Here is a 15,130-nt window from a genome sequence, read left to right as displayed (position 1 = left end):
CGGCGAATTAACGAGGTCTATCGCTATGCAACATCAGGATGCACTCCAACGTAAACTGCCGGAGCGGATCTTTCATGCTGTCTGTTTTGAAGGGATTGCGACGGCGATCCTCGCCCCTACGGCGGCGTGGCTCATGCAGCGTTCCGTGGTGGAAATGGGGGGGTTGACCATTATTCTGGCGACCACCGCCATGCTGTGGAACATTATTTATAACTTCGGCTTCGACCGTTTCTGGCCCGTTCAGCGCGTCAAACGTACGGCAAAAGTGCGTGCGCTGCATGCGCTGGGGTTCGAATGCGGGTTTATTGTGATTGGCGTATCGATTGTCGCCGCCGTGCTGGGCGTCACCCTGCTGCAGGCATTCACGCTGGAAATAGGTTTCTTCCTGTTCTTCCTGCCGTACACCCTATTCTATAACTGGGTGTACGATTGCCTTCGCGAGAAATTTCTTAAGCGCCGCCAGCAACGACGCGCCCTGGCAGGCTAAACGCCTTCTGGCCGGACGCCCGTTCCGGCCGGACGTCTTCGAAGCAACTGCGCTCTTAAGGCATAACTATGGTAAATTGCACGCCATTCTGATGGTTTGATAGTTGATACGTTGCTCTAATGTCGAAAATTTGGTCAAAAGATGAGACTCTCTGGAGTTTCGCTCTCTACGGCACGGCCGTGGGCGCAGGAACGCTCTTCCTGCCCATTCAGCTGGGCTCCGCAGGCGCAATCGTCCTGTTTATTACCGCCCTCGTGGCCTATCCCTTAACCTACTGGCCGCACAAAGCGCTGGCGCAATTTATCCTCTCGTCGAAAACAAAAGGCAACGAAGGGATCACCGGCGCCGTTTCGCACTATTACGGCCGGAAGATCGGCAACCTGATCACCACGCTCTATTTCATCGCCTTCTTTGTGGTGGTGCAGATTTATGCGGTGGCCATCACCAACTCGTTAACCGAGCAACTGGGAAAACACCTGACGGTAGATACCGCCGTTCGCGTGCTGGTCAGCCTGGGCGTGGTGCTGGTCCTGAATCTGATCTTCCTGATGGGACGGCATATCACGATAAAAGTGATGGGCTTCCTGGTGTTTCCGCTGATTGCCTATTTCCTGTTTGTCTCGCTCTACCTGATCGGCAGCTGGCAGCCCTCGCTGCTGACCAGCCAGATGGCCGTCGATCGCCACACGCTGCACCAGGTCTGGATTTCGATTCCGGTGATGGTATTTGCGTTCAGCCATACCCCGATTATCTCCACGTTTGCCGTTGACCGTCGCGAGAAATTTGGCGACGGCGCCATGGATAAATGCAAGAAAATCATGAAGGTGGCGTACCTGATTATCTGCCTGAGCGTGCTGTTCTTTGTCTTCAGCTGCCTGCTCTCTATTCCGCCGTCGTACATTGTGGCCGCCAAAGAGGAAGGGGTGACGATCCTGTCCGCGCTGTCGATGATGCCCTCTTCACCGGCGTGGCTGGGCATTTCCGGGATTGTCGTGGCGATAATTGCGATGTCGAAATCGTTCCTCGGCACCTATTTTGGGGTGATTGAAGGGGCGACGGAGATCGTGAAGTCGTCGCTGAATCAGGTGGGGGTGAAAAAGAGCCGCGCCTTTAACCGCGCGATTTCCATTATGGGGGTGTCGTTAATCACCTTTGCCGTTTGCTGCATTAACCCGAACGCCATTTCGATGATTTACGCCATCAGCGGCCCACTTATCGCCATGATCCTGTTTATCATGCCGACGCTGTCGACGTATCTGATCCCCTCCCTGAAACCGTACCGCTCCATTGGCAACCTGCTGACGCTGATCGTCGGGGTGCTGTGCGTGTCGGTGATGTTTGTCGGCTAATTCCCCTTTGATGCCCGGCGCTCTGCCGGGCATGTCATTCAGTCTCGTCCCGTAACGTCCAGCGGAAAAGGTCTGTCCTGCACCACCGTTTTCATGACAAGTGTTGAGCGAAGATGCTGCACGCCGGGCATGGCGGAGAGCTTATCGTCGTAAAGCTTCTGGAAAGCGGAAAGATCGCGGGTCACGACGTGCATCAGATAATCGGGATCGCCAAACAGGCGCTGGGCCAGCACGATCTGCGGGATCTCTTCCACCGCCGCTTCAAACGCGCTGACCGCCTTGCGGTCACCCTCTTTCAGCGTCGCGAACACTATCGCCAGGAAATTAAATCCCATTTTGGCGGGGTCGAGGCTGGCACGGTATCCCGTTATGGCCCCGCTTTGCTCCAGCGCCCGCACGCGGCGATGGCACGGCGAGAGGCTCAGATTCACCCGCTCAGCCAGCTCGGTAAGCGACAGACGGCCGTCAGACTGCAGCTCAGCAAGAATTTTTCTATCAGTGCTATCCATGTGGAAGATTTTCTCATTTTCACCGTGTTATGAGCATAACATTGAAAGCCTATTTCGCAGGGTTAGCGATATTCTTTTTCGCAACGTATAACGCACTGCGGGAGTATTTCAGGACGATGGAAATGAGTATTGTGGCCGGCTTTTGGGTGGTTTCGTTTCTGCTCATCATGACCCCGGGAGCCGACTGGGCCTACGCTATTAGCGCCGGGATCAACGGCCGCCGCGTGGTCCCGGCGGTCATGGGGCTTATGTCCGGGCATCTGCTAGTCACGCTCATTGTCGTGGCTGGCGTGGGGGTCGTGATTGCTCAACATCCTCTGGCGTTAGCCGGGCTGACCGTGGCAGGAGCCCTGTATCTCCTGTGGCTTGGCATAACGCTATTGCATCACCCGGCCGCACCGGAAAAGGCCACCCAGCATGCGGGTAACTGGACGCAGTGGGCGGTGAAAGGACTCTGCATTAGCGGCCTTAACCCGAAAGTGTTTTTGCTGTTCCTGGCCCTGCTCCCGCAGTTTACAGACCCGACCGGAAGCTGGTCGATAGCGATGCAGATGTCTGCGCTTGGGATGATGCACCTTATCACCTGTACCCTGGTCTATCTGCTGGTGGGGTATGGTTCGAAAGCGGTGCTGGCGACCCGGCCACAGGCGGCCCGTCTGGTGAGCAGGGCATCGGGAGGGTTGATGGTGCTGATAGCGCTGGTATTGCTGTTTGAGCAGGTGAGATAACTGTCTTTTTTGCCGGGTGGCGCTGCGCTTACCCGGCCTACATTTCACAACGATATCAATTAATTGCACAATTTATTGTAGGCCCGTGCAAGCGTAGCGCCGCCGGGCGAAACTCACAAATCGCACGTTGTCAGCAGTCTGAAATAACACCGGCCATCGCAGGTGTGAGTTACGCCCGAATATCGTCATATTCCCGCGTTTTATCAAACTCATGCTTCGCGAACGGGCACAGCGGAATAATTTTGCGGTTCTCACCGCGCATCTTCTCCACCACTTTCGCCACCAGCTGTTTACCGACGCCCTGCCCTTTCAGGCTCTCATCCACATCGGTGTGCTCGATAATGCTCAGGTGCTCGCCAGTCGGCACGAAGACAATCTCCGCGACCTGGTTGCCGTTCGCATCATTCACGTAAAACTTGTTATGGCCTTCCAGAATATCCATGGTTCCTCGCTTATTTTTGGCGATACTTGAGCGCACCGCTCGGGCAGGTATCAATCACGCGGACAACCGTTTCAACGTCCACTTCATCGGGAATAATCCACGGTTTACGTTTCAGATTAAACAGCTTTGCGCTGCCACGCACGCAGTTACCGGAGTGTTTGCAGATCCCGGTGTTGAAGTAAACGTCAATTTTCTCGCCGGTATAGGCCCGGTAACCCGCATCCAGTAGCTCTTTATCCATGACATTGCCTCTGTAATTATTATCGTGCTGAATGAAGAATAGCCTGACGGGATCCTGATGGCTATAACGCCGAAAACGAAAAGCCAGGTCACAACTCTTTTCTTGCCAGATTGCGTCCGCTATTTGCCCATGTCAGGCTCGGCAAATGTCACTTTTACATAACATTCGCAGGTTGAATGAAACGCAGACTCTCTTTTCAGGTAAAGCTGTTTTTAGCGCTGGTGTGCTTCTCCTGCCTGCTGTTAGTTCTGCTGGGAACGATCCTGTTTCATTTTATTGACCGGCAGCTCCATCACGATCTCGGCCAGCGCGCCCGGGTGCAGGCCAGCCAGATCGCGCTGATGCCGGGTCTGGCGGCCATGGTCGCGGCCAGAGATATCCCCGGCATCGCCCGGTTAATTCAGCCGCTGCGCGCCGAAAGCGATGCCAGCTACATTGTGATTGGCGATACCGAGGAACAGCACCTCTATCATTCGGAATCCCCGGAGCGGATTAATTTACCGATGATCGGCGGAGATAATGCGGAGGTATTAAAGGGCAAAACCATTATTTCCGTGCGCCAGGGCGGGATTGGGGTTTCACTGCGCAGCAAAGCGCCGATCTTTAACGCACAGCACCAGGTGATTGGTATTGTCTCGGTCGGCTATCTGACCTCCTATATTGCCAATATTAATGCCCGCATTCTCTGGCAGTCCGGGCTGTACGGCGCGGCTCTTCTGCTGCTGCTGTTTATGTTCTCCTGGCTGTTTACCCGCAATCTCAAAAAACAGATGTTCCGACTGGAGCCAAAAGATATCGCTCAGCTGGTTTTGCAGCAGCGCGCGCTATTAGAAGCCATGTATGAGGGGGTATTTGCCGTCAATGAAGAGAAGCAGCTGATTTTAATTAACCGCGCCGCACGAGAAATGCTGGATATTCGGCAAAGTGAGAAAGAACTTATCGGCAAACCGCTGGAAGACGTTCTGCAGACGTCGCCGGGGTTTTTATCCCAGCGCTACGTCTCGGTGAGCGCTGGCCGCCACGACCAGATTGCCGTGCTGAACCAGCGCGAGGTGATCGTCAACCGGGTGGCGATTGAGGTCGAACCCGGCGTTGAAAGCGGCTGGGTCTACAGCTTTCGCGACAAAAATGACATCAACACCCTCAGCAGCCAGCTCAGTCAGATCAAGCGCTATGCCGATAACCTGCGCATTATGCGCCACGAGCAGTTGAACTGGACCGCGACGCTGGTGGGCTTGCTGCAGATGAAACACTATGACGAAGCGATTCGTTACATCCAGGTGCAGTCCGAAGGCGCGCAGCGGGTGCTGGACTTTGTTTCCGCCCGTTTTTCCTCTCCCGCGCTGTGTGGTTTGCTGTTAGGAAAATACGTCAGCGCGCGCGAAAAAGGCATCGAATTGCTGTTTGACCCCGCCTGCCAGCTCACCCGCATGCCTGCCACGCTCAACGAAACGGAGCTGATGTCCATTATTGGTAACCTGCTGGATAACGCGGTGGACGCGACCCTTAAGGCTCCGGTCCCCGCGCCGGTGGAACTCTACATTTCTGACCGTAACCAGGAGTTGCTGATCGAGGTGGCCGACCGGGGCTGCGGGGTGGAGGATGCGATGAAGCCGCATATTTTCCGTCAGGGATTCAGCAGCAAACCGGAACGTGAAAACGACATTGTGGGCACCGAGCACGGTATTGGCCTGTATTTGGTGGCAGGATATATCGATAAGGCTGGCGGCAGCATTGAGATTGCCGACAACACGCCACAAGGGACTATTTTTTCTGTGTTTATTCCGAATGGGCTAAAGCATGACCCGAGCACTTGATGTTGTGATCGTTGAAGATGAGCCGCACCTGGCGGAGCTGCATCGCGAGTATATCGAGCAGAATTTTCATTTACGCGTGGTGGGCATCGCCGCGTCGATTGAGCAGGCATGCCGCCTGATTCGTCAGCATCAGCCGCGGCTTATCCTGCTGGACAACTATCTTCCGGACGGTAAAGGCGTGGAGCTCATCGATAACCCGCTGCTGAAAAGCTACGAATGCTCGGTGATCTTCATCACCGCCGCCAGCGATATGCAAACCTGCAGCCACGCCATGCGCAGCGGCGCGTTTGACTACCTCATCAAGCCCGTCTTTTTCCAGCGCCTGCACGCTTCGCTGGAGCGGTTTATGCGCTTCATCCACACGGTGCAGCAGGTGAAGGTGGTCGACCAGCATGCACTGGATCGCCTGTTTCATCTGCCTGCCGCGGAAGCCTCCGTTACGCCGTCCACAAAGGGCATTGAGCCCCAGACGCTGGAGCGGATTAAACGCCTGTTCGCCGAGCATCCCGACAGTGCGATGTCGGTTGAGGAGGTGGTGGAAAACGTGGGGATCAGCAAAACCACGGGGCGCCGCTATCTTGAATACTGCGTGGAGAGCGGGTTAATCAGCGTTGAAATGCTGTACGGCAATATTGGTCATCCTCGCCGGTTATACCGCAAAGCCCCCGATAAACCGTGATCCGCAACCGTTCGTTGGTTAACGTTCGCGGATTTTATGGTGTTAATTGCTGAAACGACGGCGACAATCACACTTCGGAATCATTGCCCTCGCCTCCCTATTGTCGGAGGCGCGCTTTACGCTATGTTGACAATTAGTTCCTCAAATGTAACTAAAAGGTTAACTATAATGTCGAACACGTTCCGAATTTCTCTGCTTACCGCTACCGTCCTGTTCTCTGCTTCTGCACTGCCTGCCCTGCCGCAGGGTTATCCTGCTGAGTATCAAAAAGTGGTTGATGCCGCCACGAAAGAGGGCAAGGTTGTCATCTATTCCACCACCGACATCAAAGCTGCCGGGCCGCTGATCCAGGGCTTCGAAAAAACCTATCCGGGCATTAAAGTCGAATACAACGACATGAACAGCACCGAGCTGTACAACCGTTTCATTAGCGAACAGGCTTCCGGCGGCGTGAGCGGCGACGTGGTCTGGAGCTCCTCGATGGACACCGGCCTGAAGCTCGCCACCGACTACGCCATGGAGTACAAATCTCCGGAGCAAAGCCAACTGCCGAAATGGGCGGTCTGGAAAGATAAGGCCTACGGCACCACCTATGAGCCGGTGGTCTTTATCTACAACAAGCGCCTGATCCCGGCCGGTGACGTGCCGGATTCTCACGCCGCACTGGCGAAGCTTATCGCCAGCCAGACGGACAAATTCAAGAACAAAGTCACCACCTACGATATCGAAAAATCGGGTCTGGGCTTTATGCTCTCGGTGCAGGATCACAACGCCGATCCAAACTACTTTAAGACCCTGGCCGACGTCGCCAAAGGTGGCCTGTCGGTGCAGTCGTCTACCGGCACCATGATGGAGCGCGTCTCCTCCGGTGAAAACCTGATCGGCTTCAACATCCTCGGTTCCTACGCGGAAGCGCGTGCGAAGAACGATCCGTCGCTCGGCATTGCCTATCCAAAAGATTACACCCTGGTGCTGTCCCGCGTGTCGTTCATCAGCCAGCAATCGCAAAACAGCAATGCCGCGAAGCTGTGGCTGGACTACGTGCTCTCTGAACAAGGGCAAAATATTCTGGCCAATCAGGCGGACATCCCCTCCATTCGTAACGATATCGAAGGCAAGAATGATATCGACGGCCTGACCAAAATCCTCGGCAACGCGCTGAAGCCGATCCCGGTTGATGAAACGCTGCTGGAATACCTGCAGCCGAAAAAACGCCTCGAGTACATCAAAGAGTGGCGTACCGCCGCCGGTAAATAAGCGTCTGAGCGCGGCGCTGGCCGCCGCGCTCCCCTATCGACTGAGTTCGTTTTTCTGGGCTGCAATACCAGGGATACCCCATGAATACATTACGCAGAAAGTGGCAAAGCCTGCCGCGAGGCATCGTCGTGCTGATAACCGCCCTGGTTATCTACACACCGCTGTCGTTTATCGTGATCCAGAGCTTCCTGTCCGCGCCGTTCTTTTCGCCGTCAAAAGAGTGGAGCTTTGAATCATTTGATTTTATTTTCACCGACCCCGATTTTTATAAGGCCCTGAAAAGCGGTTTTATTCTGGCTTTCGGGCTGGTCTTTATCTCTATCCCGCTGGGCGGCGTGCTGGCGTTTCTGATGGTGCGTACCGACCTGCCCGGTCGCCGGCTGATTGAGCCGCTGATCCTGGTCCCGATTTTCGTTTCACCGATGGTGCTGGGCTTCGGCTACGTGGTGGCCGCCGGTCCGGTGGGCTTTCTCTCCCAGTGGGCAGAGGCGCTGATTGGCTTCGTGCCGTGGAACATCTACGATATGTCGAGCATTGTGGTCATCGCCGGCCTGACGCACGTCCCACACGCCTATCTGTATATCTCGTCAGCGCTGCGCAGCGTGGGCTCCGACGTGGAAGAAGCCGCGCGCACCGCGGGCGCGTCGCCCTGGCAGGTGATGACCTCCGTCAGCCTGCCGATGGTACGCCCGTCCATTCTGTACGCCACCGTGCTGCTGTTCTTCCTCGGGCTGGAAGTGTTCGGCCTGATGCTGGTCCTCGGCGACCCGGAAGGCAACATGGTGCTGGCGACCTATCTCTATAAGCTGACGAACAAGATGGGTACCCCATCCTATAACCTGATGGCGGCGGTTGCCGTGGTGCTGATCTGCATCACCATCCCGCTGGTAATGCTCCAGCGTCGCCTGATGCGCACCGCCAACCGCTTCGTCACCATGAAGGGCAAGGCCTCGCAGGCCCGCGCGCTACCGCTGGGTAAATGGCGCTGGGTGGCTGGCGGAGTGATTGCCTTCTGGCTCACCGTCACCATCGGCGTTCCGCTGCTCGGCGTGGTGCTGCGCGCGTTTATCTCCAACTGGGGCGTGGGCGTTTCGCTGTGGGACGAGCTTTCTCTGAACACCTTCCGCACCATCTGGGCGCAGCCCAACCTGCTGCGCGCCATCGTCAACTCCATGGCGATTGGCGTCATTGGCGGCGCGCTGGCCGTGGTGTGCTACCTGTTTGTCGGCATTGCCATGCACCGTAAGCCGGATAACACCACGCGTTTCCTGGACTACAGCGTGCTGGTGCCGCGCGCCGTGCCTGGCCTGCTGGCGGGTCTGGCGTTCCTGTGGGTGTTCCTGTTCCTGCCGATGTGGCTGGATAACTCGCTGAAATCAGGCTGGCTTTCCGGGTTTGCCTGGACCGACTGGATGCGCGAAAACGTCATCGTCTGGCTGCGTTCGCTGCGAAGCACTATTTTCAGCGTCTGGCTGGCCTATACCGTGGTGTGGATGGCTTACGGGCTGAGGCTTATCTCTTCCACGCTGCTGCAGGTGGGGCCTGAGCTTGAAGAAGCGGCGCGCAGCACCGGGGCGACGCGCGGGCAGATCACCCGCCACGTCACCATTCCGCTCTCCCGCTACGGTCTGATCGGTTCGTGGCTGCTGATGTTCCTGATCTTTGAACGCGAATACTCAACGGGTGTGTATCTGCTTTCGCCCGGCACGGAGACCATCGGCTCGATGCTGGTTTCACTCTGGGCCGCGGGTGCCATTGATATCGTGGCGGCGCTCTCTTTCATTAACATCCTGCTTGTCGTAGTAGGTCTGGGCATTGCCCTTCGTTTCGGAGTGAAAATACATGATTGAATTAGCGGTTGACGATCTGCACTTAACCTACGGCGACAATCCTGTTTTAAAAGGTGTCTCCATGAACCTGAAGCGCGGCGAAGTGGTCTCCCTGTTAGGCCCCTCCGGCAGCGGCAAAACCACCCTGCTCCGCGCCGTCGCGGGTCTGGAAAAACCGACCCAGGGCTCGATTGTGATTGGCAACAATAAAGTTTACGACGGCACGCCGCGCAGTGAGATCCCGGCGGAAGAGCGTAACCTGGGGCTGGTATTCCAGTCCTATGCCCTGTGGCCGCACAAAACCGTGTTTGAGAACGTGGCCTATCCGCTCAAGCTGCGCAAAGTGCCGGCCAAAGAGATCCAGCAGCGCGTGCAGGACGTGCTGGACCAGCTAGGTCTGGGCCATCTTGGCAAACGTCACCCGCATCAGCTCTCCGGTGGGCAGCAGCAGCGCGTGGCGATTGGCCGTGCGTTGGTGTACAACCCGCCGGTGATTTTGCTGGACGAGCCGCTCTCTAACCTCGACGCCAAGCTGCGCGAAGAGGCCCGCGTGTTCCTGCGCGAGCTGATTATCAAGCTCGGGCTGTCCGCACTGATGGTGACGCACGACCAGAACGAAGCGATGTCCATTTCCGATCGTATCCTGCTGCTTAACAACGGCAAAATTGAGCAACAGGGTACGCCGCAGGAGATGTACGGCTCGCCGAAAACGCTGTTTACCGCCGAGTTTATGGGCAGCAACAACCGCCTGCACGGCAAGGTCACCGAAGTGCGCGACGGCAGAGCGCGTATCGAAGGCAAAGGCTGGGTGCTGTGGGGCCAGGCCGGTGAAGGGGTGCAGAGCGGTAAAGAAGCCACGGCGGTGATCCGCGTCGAGCGCGTGGCGGTGGTCGAGGGGCCAGGGGAAAATCAGCTTGAGCTGCCGCTGCTCACCAGCATGTACCTCGGCGACCACTGGGAATACCTGTTCCGCACGGTGGGGGATGATTTTGTCATTCGTGCGTATGGGCATGAGGTTCGGGATCCGCAGCACTGCCATCTTTCGCTGCCGGAGAAGCATGTGTGGGTGTTCCCGAAAGGGTGAGGGTGAGTGTGAGAGGAAAAGGCTGCGGGATGCGGCCTTTTTACATTAGAAATGTATTTAGTTTAACTTAACTCAAACTCAATAAAATATAACACATTGAATTTGACACACTTATTTACCACCCGTTTTCCCTGTCGGTACAATTTTCTTATGAATTTGTATAACAACATGTGGAAAAGAAAAATGGCTATTCCAGCTTACCTATGGCTTAAAGATGATGGCGTTTCGCCAGTGATGCACGACACCAAAGATCCGACCAAAGAGAAGCATACCCACCTTGAGTGCGTAGAACTTCGTTATGAAAAAATCACATGGAAATACTGCGATGGTAACGTGCAGTTCACCGATGCATGGAATGAGAGAGCGCAAGCGTGAGATACCCAACATTAGCGGCATCACCTCACCCGCCGTTTGATGTGTCCTCTTTCGCCCCGCCAGGCGTGAATATCGTCAGTAATATGATGATGGCTCGCTTTCATCGTGGCCCGTCAGCCCTCACCTATGCATGGTTTTATCAGCAGGTAAGAGGGCATGGACCATGGGATTACAAACAGCGCGATAGACAGTTCGAGAGTTTTGGAAACTTCCATTACGGGGCTGTTGGTCACGCTGCGGGGATTCCCGACGAAGTATTACTTAGGGGCGCAGGATGGGCGCAAAGTCGCGCAGGAACAACTGATGCGGCTTTTGGTAATTGGTATGGCTCAACGCCTTACGGCGATGATCCTAATGACCAATATTGGATAAGAGCGGGTATCGACTATGCAAAACGCACAGGTTTTTAAGAGACGGTATCTTCTTCTGATACCGTTGATTGTTATCGCCTTTGGGGTTTACAACATGCTGCACTTCTCACCACTTGAGCAAGAGATTATCAAGAAGGTGAAAGTAAACAACCAGGCTAATCTATTCATCACGGAAGCGAGTGCAGGCGCCACCACAGGCTTTTCCTACCGTTTCTATTTGTATGATGCTAACAAAGACGATAAATCATTTATTAAGAGTCTGAAGGACGATGACGAGCCTTTCATGATCACTACGGACAAAAACGCATTGAGGAAAGTCGAAAATGATGCGATCTATCTGTCAGTGAAGGGAACCATCTACACCTTTCACAACCAGGCGGCTTATAGAGTGCATGATTCAATCTACTCAGTACCTGTCTACCTCACAGCCATACCTTTCTAAGAGCATAGCCAGCTTTCACGCTGGTGTGACGCAGTGGCAACACCAGGATATTTTAAGCAGGAGGATGTAAACTGGGAGAATAAAGAGACGGCCCCCCACGGGGGCGGGTTGTGAAAGTATTTCCTGTTGTCTTCGACCTTATTGCACTTAAAATGACCAGACACATTTTGGGATGGAGTCTTTAATGGATATTGCGCTGCTCAACAGGGGCTGGAACAGAACATGGTCAGATACCATGGTAAATCTGGAAGCCCGGAAACTCGTCGAAACTGCAAATCGGCTATCAGCATTCTATTTGCAAGATGGGATAACACGTATCAAGTTTGTCGAAGAGATAAGGCAGGTCGTAGAGAAAGAATTTGAAACTGCACGACGGGCCAAAACCGATGAAGAATGCATTTCATGCATCAAAAATCTGCGTGCCGAAACAGATAATCTGCAAGAACAAGAACGCTTGTTAAGAACCAGAGCCGCCCAACTTTATGCAAAGGTCGAGTTTGTCAGGGAAAACAATAAAATCGTCGGATACGTGATTTCGGCAATTCATATAGTGGTATCTGGAGCAGCATTATTTGGTGGGATGGTTATGATGTCCACTATGACCCCTGTTGGAGTTCTTGCAGGAGCAGTTTTATTTGTTGATGGTATTAACGGTATAACAAAAGAAGCAAGCCATCTTCGCTATGGTGAACAATCCAAATCGGAAGGAATTTTTGCTGATGGCGCAATGGAGACCGCACAATTTATGGGGTTTAGCCCAAAAAGTGGATTAGCTCTTTATAATACGGTGACTCTGGGGGCGAGTGTCTATAGTATCTTCGGCTTAGCAAGGAAACCCGGAGCCTGGCGATTATTCCGTTGGCTGCCGCGTGATTACTACCGAAAAGTTGACACAATGAGCAAGCCTAAGCTAACGATGAAAATCGCTGGATATGGTGTTAAAGCGAAAGTCATTTTTGATCTTCTGGCTACTGATTACAGTACTAATTAAGATTTGTTCGCTCTACAGAATCGCCAGGATTTATAAGCAAGTACAGGCGGTTGTATAAAAATTGCAACCGCTGCGCCACAAGAAAGGCCAATAGCACCAGAGAAAACACTCTGATCAGATGCGAACATCACAAGAAAAATGAATACAGCAAGGCAACCGGATACAACCCACACGGCAAGAATAAATCGCCTGGCCAGGTCCCTGATTGCATTCCCCAACGTTCCACCATAGCTTTCAACGTTGTTCTTTATCTTCTTCAAATCCGATGGTGTAAAGCCAGAACTCAACAAAGCCTCATCAGTAACATCCATATTGTCCTCTCCGCATTTCTTAACTGGCAATGGCACACATAATCATAGAGATGAACTTTACAGTAATCCACATGATGTTTGTGCAATGTATCAGATTTCAGGCAATAGAAGCCATAAAGCCCCGTTAGTGGTACAAGCAACAAGCGGAGCATAGCGACTGCATCAGGCCAACCTGGTTGGTTTCGCTTTGCGAAAGTCACCAGTAACCAAATCAGATTGTCAGAGGGAGCCCACCTTATCAGGGTGCTCGTGTACCTTTCGGAGCGTGAGCGAAGCGCTGGAAGGGCCTGCATATCATGTGCAGGTACGTTTACCACTATACACCTGTTTACGCAGCCACAAGGCCGCACATCGGGCTTAAATGCGTATGATCAATCTGTTCGGGAGTTATGCCAGGTATGCGGCTTTTTGTTCGTTGTTTTGCTGTCGCGGTAAGAACCTGAACCACCGCCAGCGTGATGATATGCTCCCTTGTACCACAGACCAATCACGCGACAGGTGCGGGCGTAGAACAATGGGTAGTTTAAGTTGTACCTGCTAAAGCGGGGCAACGTAACTAACTGCTAAATCATAACTTATTGATTTTTCAGGAGATTGGAGCGGGCGAAGGGAATCGAACCCTCGTATAGAGCTTGGGAAGCTCTCGTTCTACCATTGAACTACGCCCGCGTTGAGGTGCGTAAGGCATTATAGACCTTACGCACCTTCATACAAGTCTCTTCACAACTAACCGGCGATTAAATAATCACTTAGCACTTCGGTTTGCTGCCGGGCGCAGGAAGATAGCGCTGCGGATCGATGGCCGTCGCCTTATAGCGAATCTGGAAATGCAGCTTCACTGAATCCGTACCGGTGCTGCCCATGGTGGCAATCTTCTGCCCGGCTTTGACGTTCTGCCCGTTGTTGACCAGCATCGTGTCGTTGTGCGCATAGGCCGTGATGTAGTCTTCGCCATGCTTAATCATGATCAGGTTACCATAGCCGCGCAGCTGGTTACCGACGTAAACCACCTTCCCGGCACCGGAGGCATAAACCGGCGTACCGCGCGCAGCGGCGATATCAATACCCTTGTTGCCACCTTCAGAGAGTGAGTAAGGGGCGACCACTTTACCGCTGGCAGGCCAAATCCAGCAGCGCTGTCCAACTGGCGGCCATGACGATTGCGGCACCTGATAGGACGGCGTCACTTTGGCGGTTTTGCCTTTCGAAGAGGATTTTTTGCCCGAGGACGATCCGCCGCTAACCTTCAGCTGCTGCCCCACCTCGATGGTGTAGGGCGGAGAAAGGTTATTCAGACGCGCCAGATCCTTCACGCTGGTCCCCGTTGCGCGCGAAATCCGGTACAGGGTGTCCCCGCGTTTGACGGTGTAGACCGAACCGGAATAGCTTCCCGTATCCGAAGATTTGCTCCCTGAACAGCCCGCCAGTAATAACGTCAGCGTCAGGCAAAAAATAGCGGTAAGGGGTTTTCTCGTCAGGCTTCCTGCAAACAAAACAGATCCTCGGTCAGCGTGAATGGCGCACTATGATAACAGCCAAAACGAACAGGGGTCATGCCCTTTTCCGCTCTACGAGCCAAACCGTTCGTATAAGAATGCAGTATAATGCTTCGGCTGATGGTGCTGAACCACTCGGCAATTTGGCACTGGAGCATCAATGAGTATTCAAGAACACGTTATTTTGGTAAACGACCAGGGAATGGTGATTGGCACTCAGGAAAAATATGCCGCTCACACGTTACATACCCCGCTGCATCTGGCGTTCTCTTCCTGGCTTTTTAACGCAAAAGGCGAATGTCTGATCACCCGACGCGCCTTAAGCAAAAAAGCCTGGCCCGGCGTCTGGACCAACTCCGTGTGCGGCCACCCGCAGTCGGGTGAAGAGACAGTCCAGGCGATAATCCGCCGCTGCCGCTTTGAAGTGGGCGCGGAGCTGACCGATATCACCGCCGTCGCCCCTGAATTTCGCTATCGGGAAACCGACCCGTCCGGGATCGTGGAAAACGAAATTTGCCCGGTATTCGCCGCCCGCATCACCAATGACGTGACGATAAACGAAGATGAAGTGATGGACTATCAGTGGGTTGAGCTGGACGTGCTATTCCGTGCGCTGGATGCGACGCCCTGGGCCTTTAGCCCGTGGATGGTCATGGAAGCGACAACCGCCCGCGAAAAACTCAAAGCCTTCGCGGCGCAATAAAAAAGCCCCTTTCGGGGCT

General features: G+C 54.1%; 17 protein-coding genes, 1 tRNA gene and 1 pseudogene. 13 read left to right on the top strand and 6 right to left on the bottom strand.

Annotated features, from left to right (window positions below; translation table 11 throughout):
* Nucleotides 1–25 precede the first annotated feature (25 nt).
* On the top strand, nt 26–487 hold the full coding sequence (locus CWR52_RS16700) for a multidrug/biocide efflux PACE transporter (protein ID WP_104950175.1): 462 nt from the start codon (nt 26–28) through the stop codon (nt 485–487).
* 119 nt (nt 488–606) lie between these two features.
* Complete coding sequence (locus CWR52_RS16695; protein WP_045909904.1) at nt 607–1,836, top strand: amino acid permease; 1,230 nt, start codon at nt 607–609, stop codon at nt 1,834–1,836.
* A 38-nt stretch (nt 1,837–1,874) separates the two neighbouring features.
* On the opposite strand, the gene CWR52_RS16690 is transcribed toward CWR52_RS16695, so the two are convergent.
* Entirely contained in the window at nt 1,875–2,345 is a 471-nt protein-coding gene (locus tag CWR52_RS16690) for an Lrp/AsnC family transcriptional regulator (protein ID WP_104950174.1), read from the bottom strand.
* Between the two features lie 116 nt (nt 2,346–2,461).
* Between CWR52_RS16690 and CWR52_RS16685 the strand changes: the two genes are divergently transcribed.
* Complete coding sequence (locus tag CWR52_RS16685) at nt 2,462–3,073, top strand: LysE family translocator (RefSeq protein ID WP_104950173.1); 612 nt, start codon at nt 2,462–2,464, stop codon at nt 3,071–3,073.
* A gap of 169 nt (nt 3,074–3,242) precedes the next feature.
* Here the strand turns inward: CWR52_RS16685 and CWR52_RS16680 are convergent, their stop codons facing one another.
* Together CWR52_RS16680 and yjdI are read right to left on the bottom strand one after the other, a co-directional pair.
* Nucleotides 3,243–3,515 carry a GNAT family N-acetyltransferase gene (locus CWR52_RS16680; RefSeq protein ID WP_008499687.1) on the bottom strand — a complete coding sequence of 91 codons (273 nt, stop codon included), beginning with the start codon at nt 3,513–3,515 and terminating at the stop codon, nt 3,243–3,245.
* A 10-nt stretch (nt 3,516–3,525) separates the two neighbouring features.
* Nucleotides 3,526–3,756 carry a 4Fe-4S mono-cluster protein YjdI gene (yjdI, locus tag CWR52_RS16675; RefSeq protein ID WP_008499689.1) on the bottom strand — a complete coding sequence of 77 codons (231 nt, stop codon included), beginning with the start codon at nt 3,754–3,756 and terminating at the stop codon, nt 3,526–3,528.
* 176 nt (nt 3,757–3,932) lie between these two features.
* Between yjdI and CWR52_RS16670 the strand changes: the two genes are divergently transcribed.
* The 9 genes and pseudogenes from CWR52_RS16670 (at nt 3,933) to CWR52_RS16630 (ending at nt 12,601) form a co-directional block, all read left to right on the top strand.
* Complete coding sequence (locus tag CWR52_RS16670) at nt 3,933–5,573, top strand: ATP-binding protein (RefSeq protein WP_104950172.1); 1,641 nt, start codon at nt 3,933–3,935, stop codon at nt 5,571–5,573.
* The gene (locus tag CWR52_RS16665) at nt 5,557–6,252 is read left to right on the top strand and encodes a response regulator (RefSeq protein WP_032638033.1); all 696 of its coding nucleotides are present in this window, start codon (nt 5,557–5,559) and stop codon (nt 6,250–6,252) included. The genes CWR52_RS16670 and CWR52_RS16665 overlap by 17 nt, the downstream gene beginning before the upstream one ends.
* 168 nt (nt 6,253–6,420) lie before the next feature.
* Nucleotides 6,421–7,509 (top strand): ABC transporter substrate-binding protein, encoded by a 1,089-nt coding sequence (locus CWR52_RS16660; protein ID WP_104950171.1) that lies wholly within the window; start codon nt 6,421–6,423, stop codon nt 7,507–7,509.
* Nucleotides 7,510–7,589: 80 nt separating this feature from the next.
* Nucleotides 7,590–9,359, top strand: a complete 1,770-nt coding sequence (locus CWR52_RS16655) for an ABC transporter permease (RefSeq protein ID WP_008499693.1) — start codon at nt 7,590–7,592, stop codon at nt 9,357–9,359.
* A complete protein-coding gene (locus tag CWR52_RS16650; protein ID WP_104950170.1) occupies nt 9,352–10,422 on the top strand; it encodes an ABC transporter ATP-binding protein in 1,071 nt (356 codons plus the stop codon). The genes CWR52_RS16655 and CWR52_RS16650 overlap by 8 nt, the downstream gene beginning before the upstream one ends.
* A 222-nt stretch (nt 10,423–10,644) precedes the next feature.
* Nucleotides 10,645–10,797: pseudogene (locus CWR52_RS16645) on the top strand (type VI secretion system tube protein Hcp); the annotation flags it as partial.
* Nucleotides 10,794–11,207: a polymorphic toxin type 44 domain-containing protein gene (locus tag CWR52_RS16640; RefSeq protein WP_252152166.1), complete on the top strand. Its 414-nt coding sequence runs from the start codon at nt 10,794–10,796 to the stop codon at nt 11,205–11,207. The pseudogene CWR52_RS16645 and the gene CWR52_RS16640, both read left to right, overlap by 4 nt.
* Complete coding sequence (locus CWR52_RS16635; protein ID WP_023617774.1) at nt 11,185–11,610, top strand: hypothetical protein; 426 nt, start codon at nt 11,185–11,187, stop codon at nt 11,608–11,610. Before CWR52_RS16640 ends, CWR52_RS16635 begins: the two co-directional genes overlap by 23 nt.
* Before the next feature lie 184 nt (nt 11,611–11,794).
* Nucleotides 11,795–12,601 carry a DUF4225 domain-containing protein gene (locus CWR52_RS16630; protein WP_104950169.1) on the top strand — a complete coding sequence of 269 codons (807 nt, stop codon included), beginning with the start codon at nt 11,795–11,797 and terminating at the stop codon, nt 12,599–12,601.
* On the opposite strand, the gene CWR52_RS16625 is transcribed toward CWR52_RS16630, so the two are convergent.
* The 3 genes from CWR52_RS16625 to actS all read right to left on the bottom strand — a co-directional run bounded on the left by CWR52_RS16625 (nt 12,598) and on the right by actS (nt 14,405).
* On the bottom strand, nt 12,598–12,912 hold the full coding sequence (locus CWR52_RS16625) for a hypothetical protein (RefSeq protein ID WP_104950168.1): 315 nt from the start codon (nt 12,910–12,912) through the stop codon (nt 12,598–12,600). The two genes, CWR52_RS16630 and CWR52_RS16625, sit on opposite strands and share 4 nt — an antisense overlap.
* Nucleotides 12,913–13,507: 595 nt before the next feature.
* Nucleotides 13,508–13,581, bottom strand: a tRNA-Gly gene (locus tag CWR52_RS16615).
* An 80-nt stretch (nt 13,582–13,661) separates the two neighbouring features.
* Nucleotides 13,662–14,405: an amidase activator ActS gene (gene actS / locus CWR52_RS16610; protein WP_023294504.1), complete on the bottom strand. Its 744-nt coding sequence runs from the start codon at nt 14,403–14,405 to the stop codon at nt 13,662–13,664.
* Nucleotides 14,406–14,568: 163 nt separating this feature from the next.
* On the opposite strand from actS, the gene idi reads away from it, so the two are divergent.
* On the top strand, nt 14,569–15,111 hold the full coding sequence (idi, locus tag CWR52_RS16605) for an isopentenyl-diphosphate Delta-isomerase (protein WP_104950167.1): 543 nt from the start codon (nt 14,569–14,571) through the stop codon (nt 15,109–15,111).
* The last annotated feature ends 19 nt before the right edge of the window (nt 15,112–15,130 follow it).

It is taken from the genome of Enterobacter sp. SGAir0187, assembly GCF_002952735.2.
GTDB classification, from domain to species: Bacteria; Pseudomonadota; Gammaproteobacteria; order Enterobacterales; family Enterobacteriaceae; genus Enterobacter; species Enterobacter quasiroggenkampii.
This window is presented reverse-complemented; position numbering and strand designations above follow the sequence as displayed.

Coding starts and splice junctions, on each gene's coding strand:
- CWR52_RS16700 (WP_104950175.1), top strand. CDS start 26: ATGCAACATCAGGATGCACTCCAACGTAAACTGCCGGAGCGGATCTTT.
- CWR52_RS16695 (WP_045909904.1), top strand. CDS start 607: ATGTCGAAAATTTGGTCAAAAGATGAGACTCTCTGGAGTTTCGCTCTC.
- CWR52_RS16690 (WP_104950174.1), bottom strand. CDS start 2,345: ATGGATAGCACTGATAGAAAAATTCTTGCTGAGCTGCAGTCTGACGGC.
- CWR52_RS16685 (WP_104950173.1), top strand. CDS start 2,462: ATGGAAATGAGTATTGTGGCCGGCTTTTGGGTGGTTTCGTTTCTGCTC.
- CWR52_RS16680 (WP_008499687.1), bottom strand. CDS start 3,515: ATGGATATTCTGGAAGGCCATAACAAGTTTTACGTGAATGATGCGAAC.
- yjdI (WP_008499689.1), bottom strand. CDS start 3,756: ATGGATAAAGAGCTACTGGATGCGGGTTACCGGGCCTATACCGGCGAG.
- CWR52_RS16670 (WP_104950172.1), top strand. CDS start 3,933: ATGAAACGCAGACTCTCTTTTCAGGTAAAGCTGTTTTTAGCGCTGGTG.
- CWR52_RS16665 (WP_032638033.1), top strand. CDS start 5,557: ATGACCCGAGCACTTGATGTTGTGATCGTTGAAGATGAGCCGCACCTG.
- CWR52_RS16660 (WP_104950171.1), top strand. CDS start 6,421: ATGTCGAACACGTTCCGAATTTCTCTGCTTACCGCTACCGTCCTGTTC.
- CWR52_RS16655 (WP_008499693.1), top strand. CDS start 7,590: ATGAATACATTACGCAGAAAGTGGCAAAGCCTGCCGCGAGGCATCGTC.
- CWR52_RS16650 (WP_104950170.1), top strand. CDS start 9,352: ATGATTGAATTAGCGGTTGACGATCTGCACTTAACCTACGGCGACAAT.
- CWR52_RS16635 (WP_023617774.1), top strand. CDS start 11,185: ATGCAAAACGCACAGGTTTTTAAGAGACGGTATCTTCTTCTGATACCG.
- CWR52_RS16630 (WP_104950169.1), top strand. CDS start 11,795: ATGGATATTGCGCTGCTCAACAGGGGCTGGAACAGAACATGGTCAGAT.
- CWR52_RS16625 (WP_104950168.1), bottom strand. CDS start 12,912: ATGGATGTTACTGATGAGGCTTTGTTGAGTTCTGGCTTTACACCATCG.
- idi (WP_104950167.1), top strand. CDS start 14,569: ATGAGTATTCAAGAACACGTTATTTTGGTAAACGACCAGGGAATGGTG.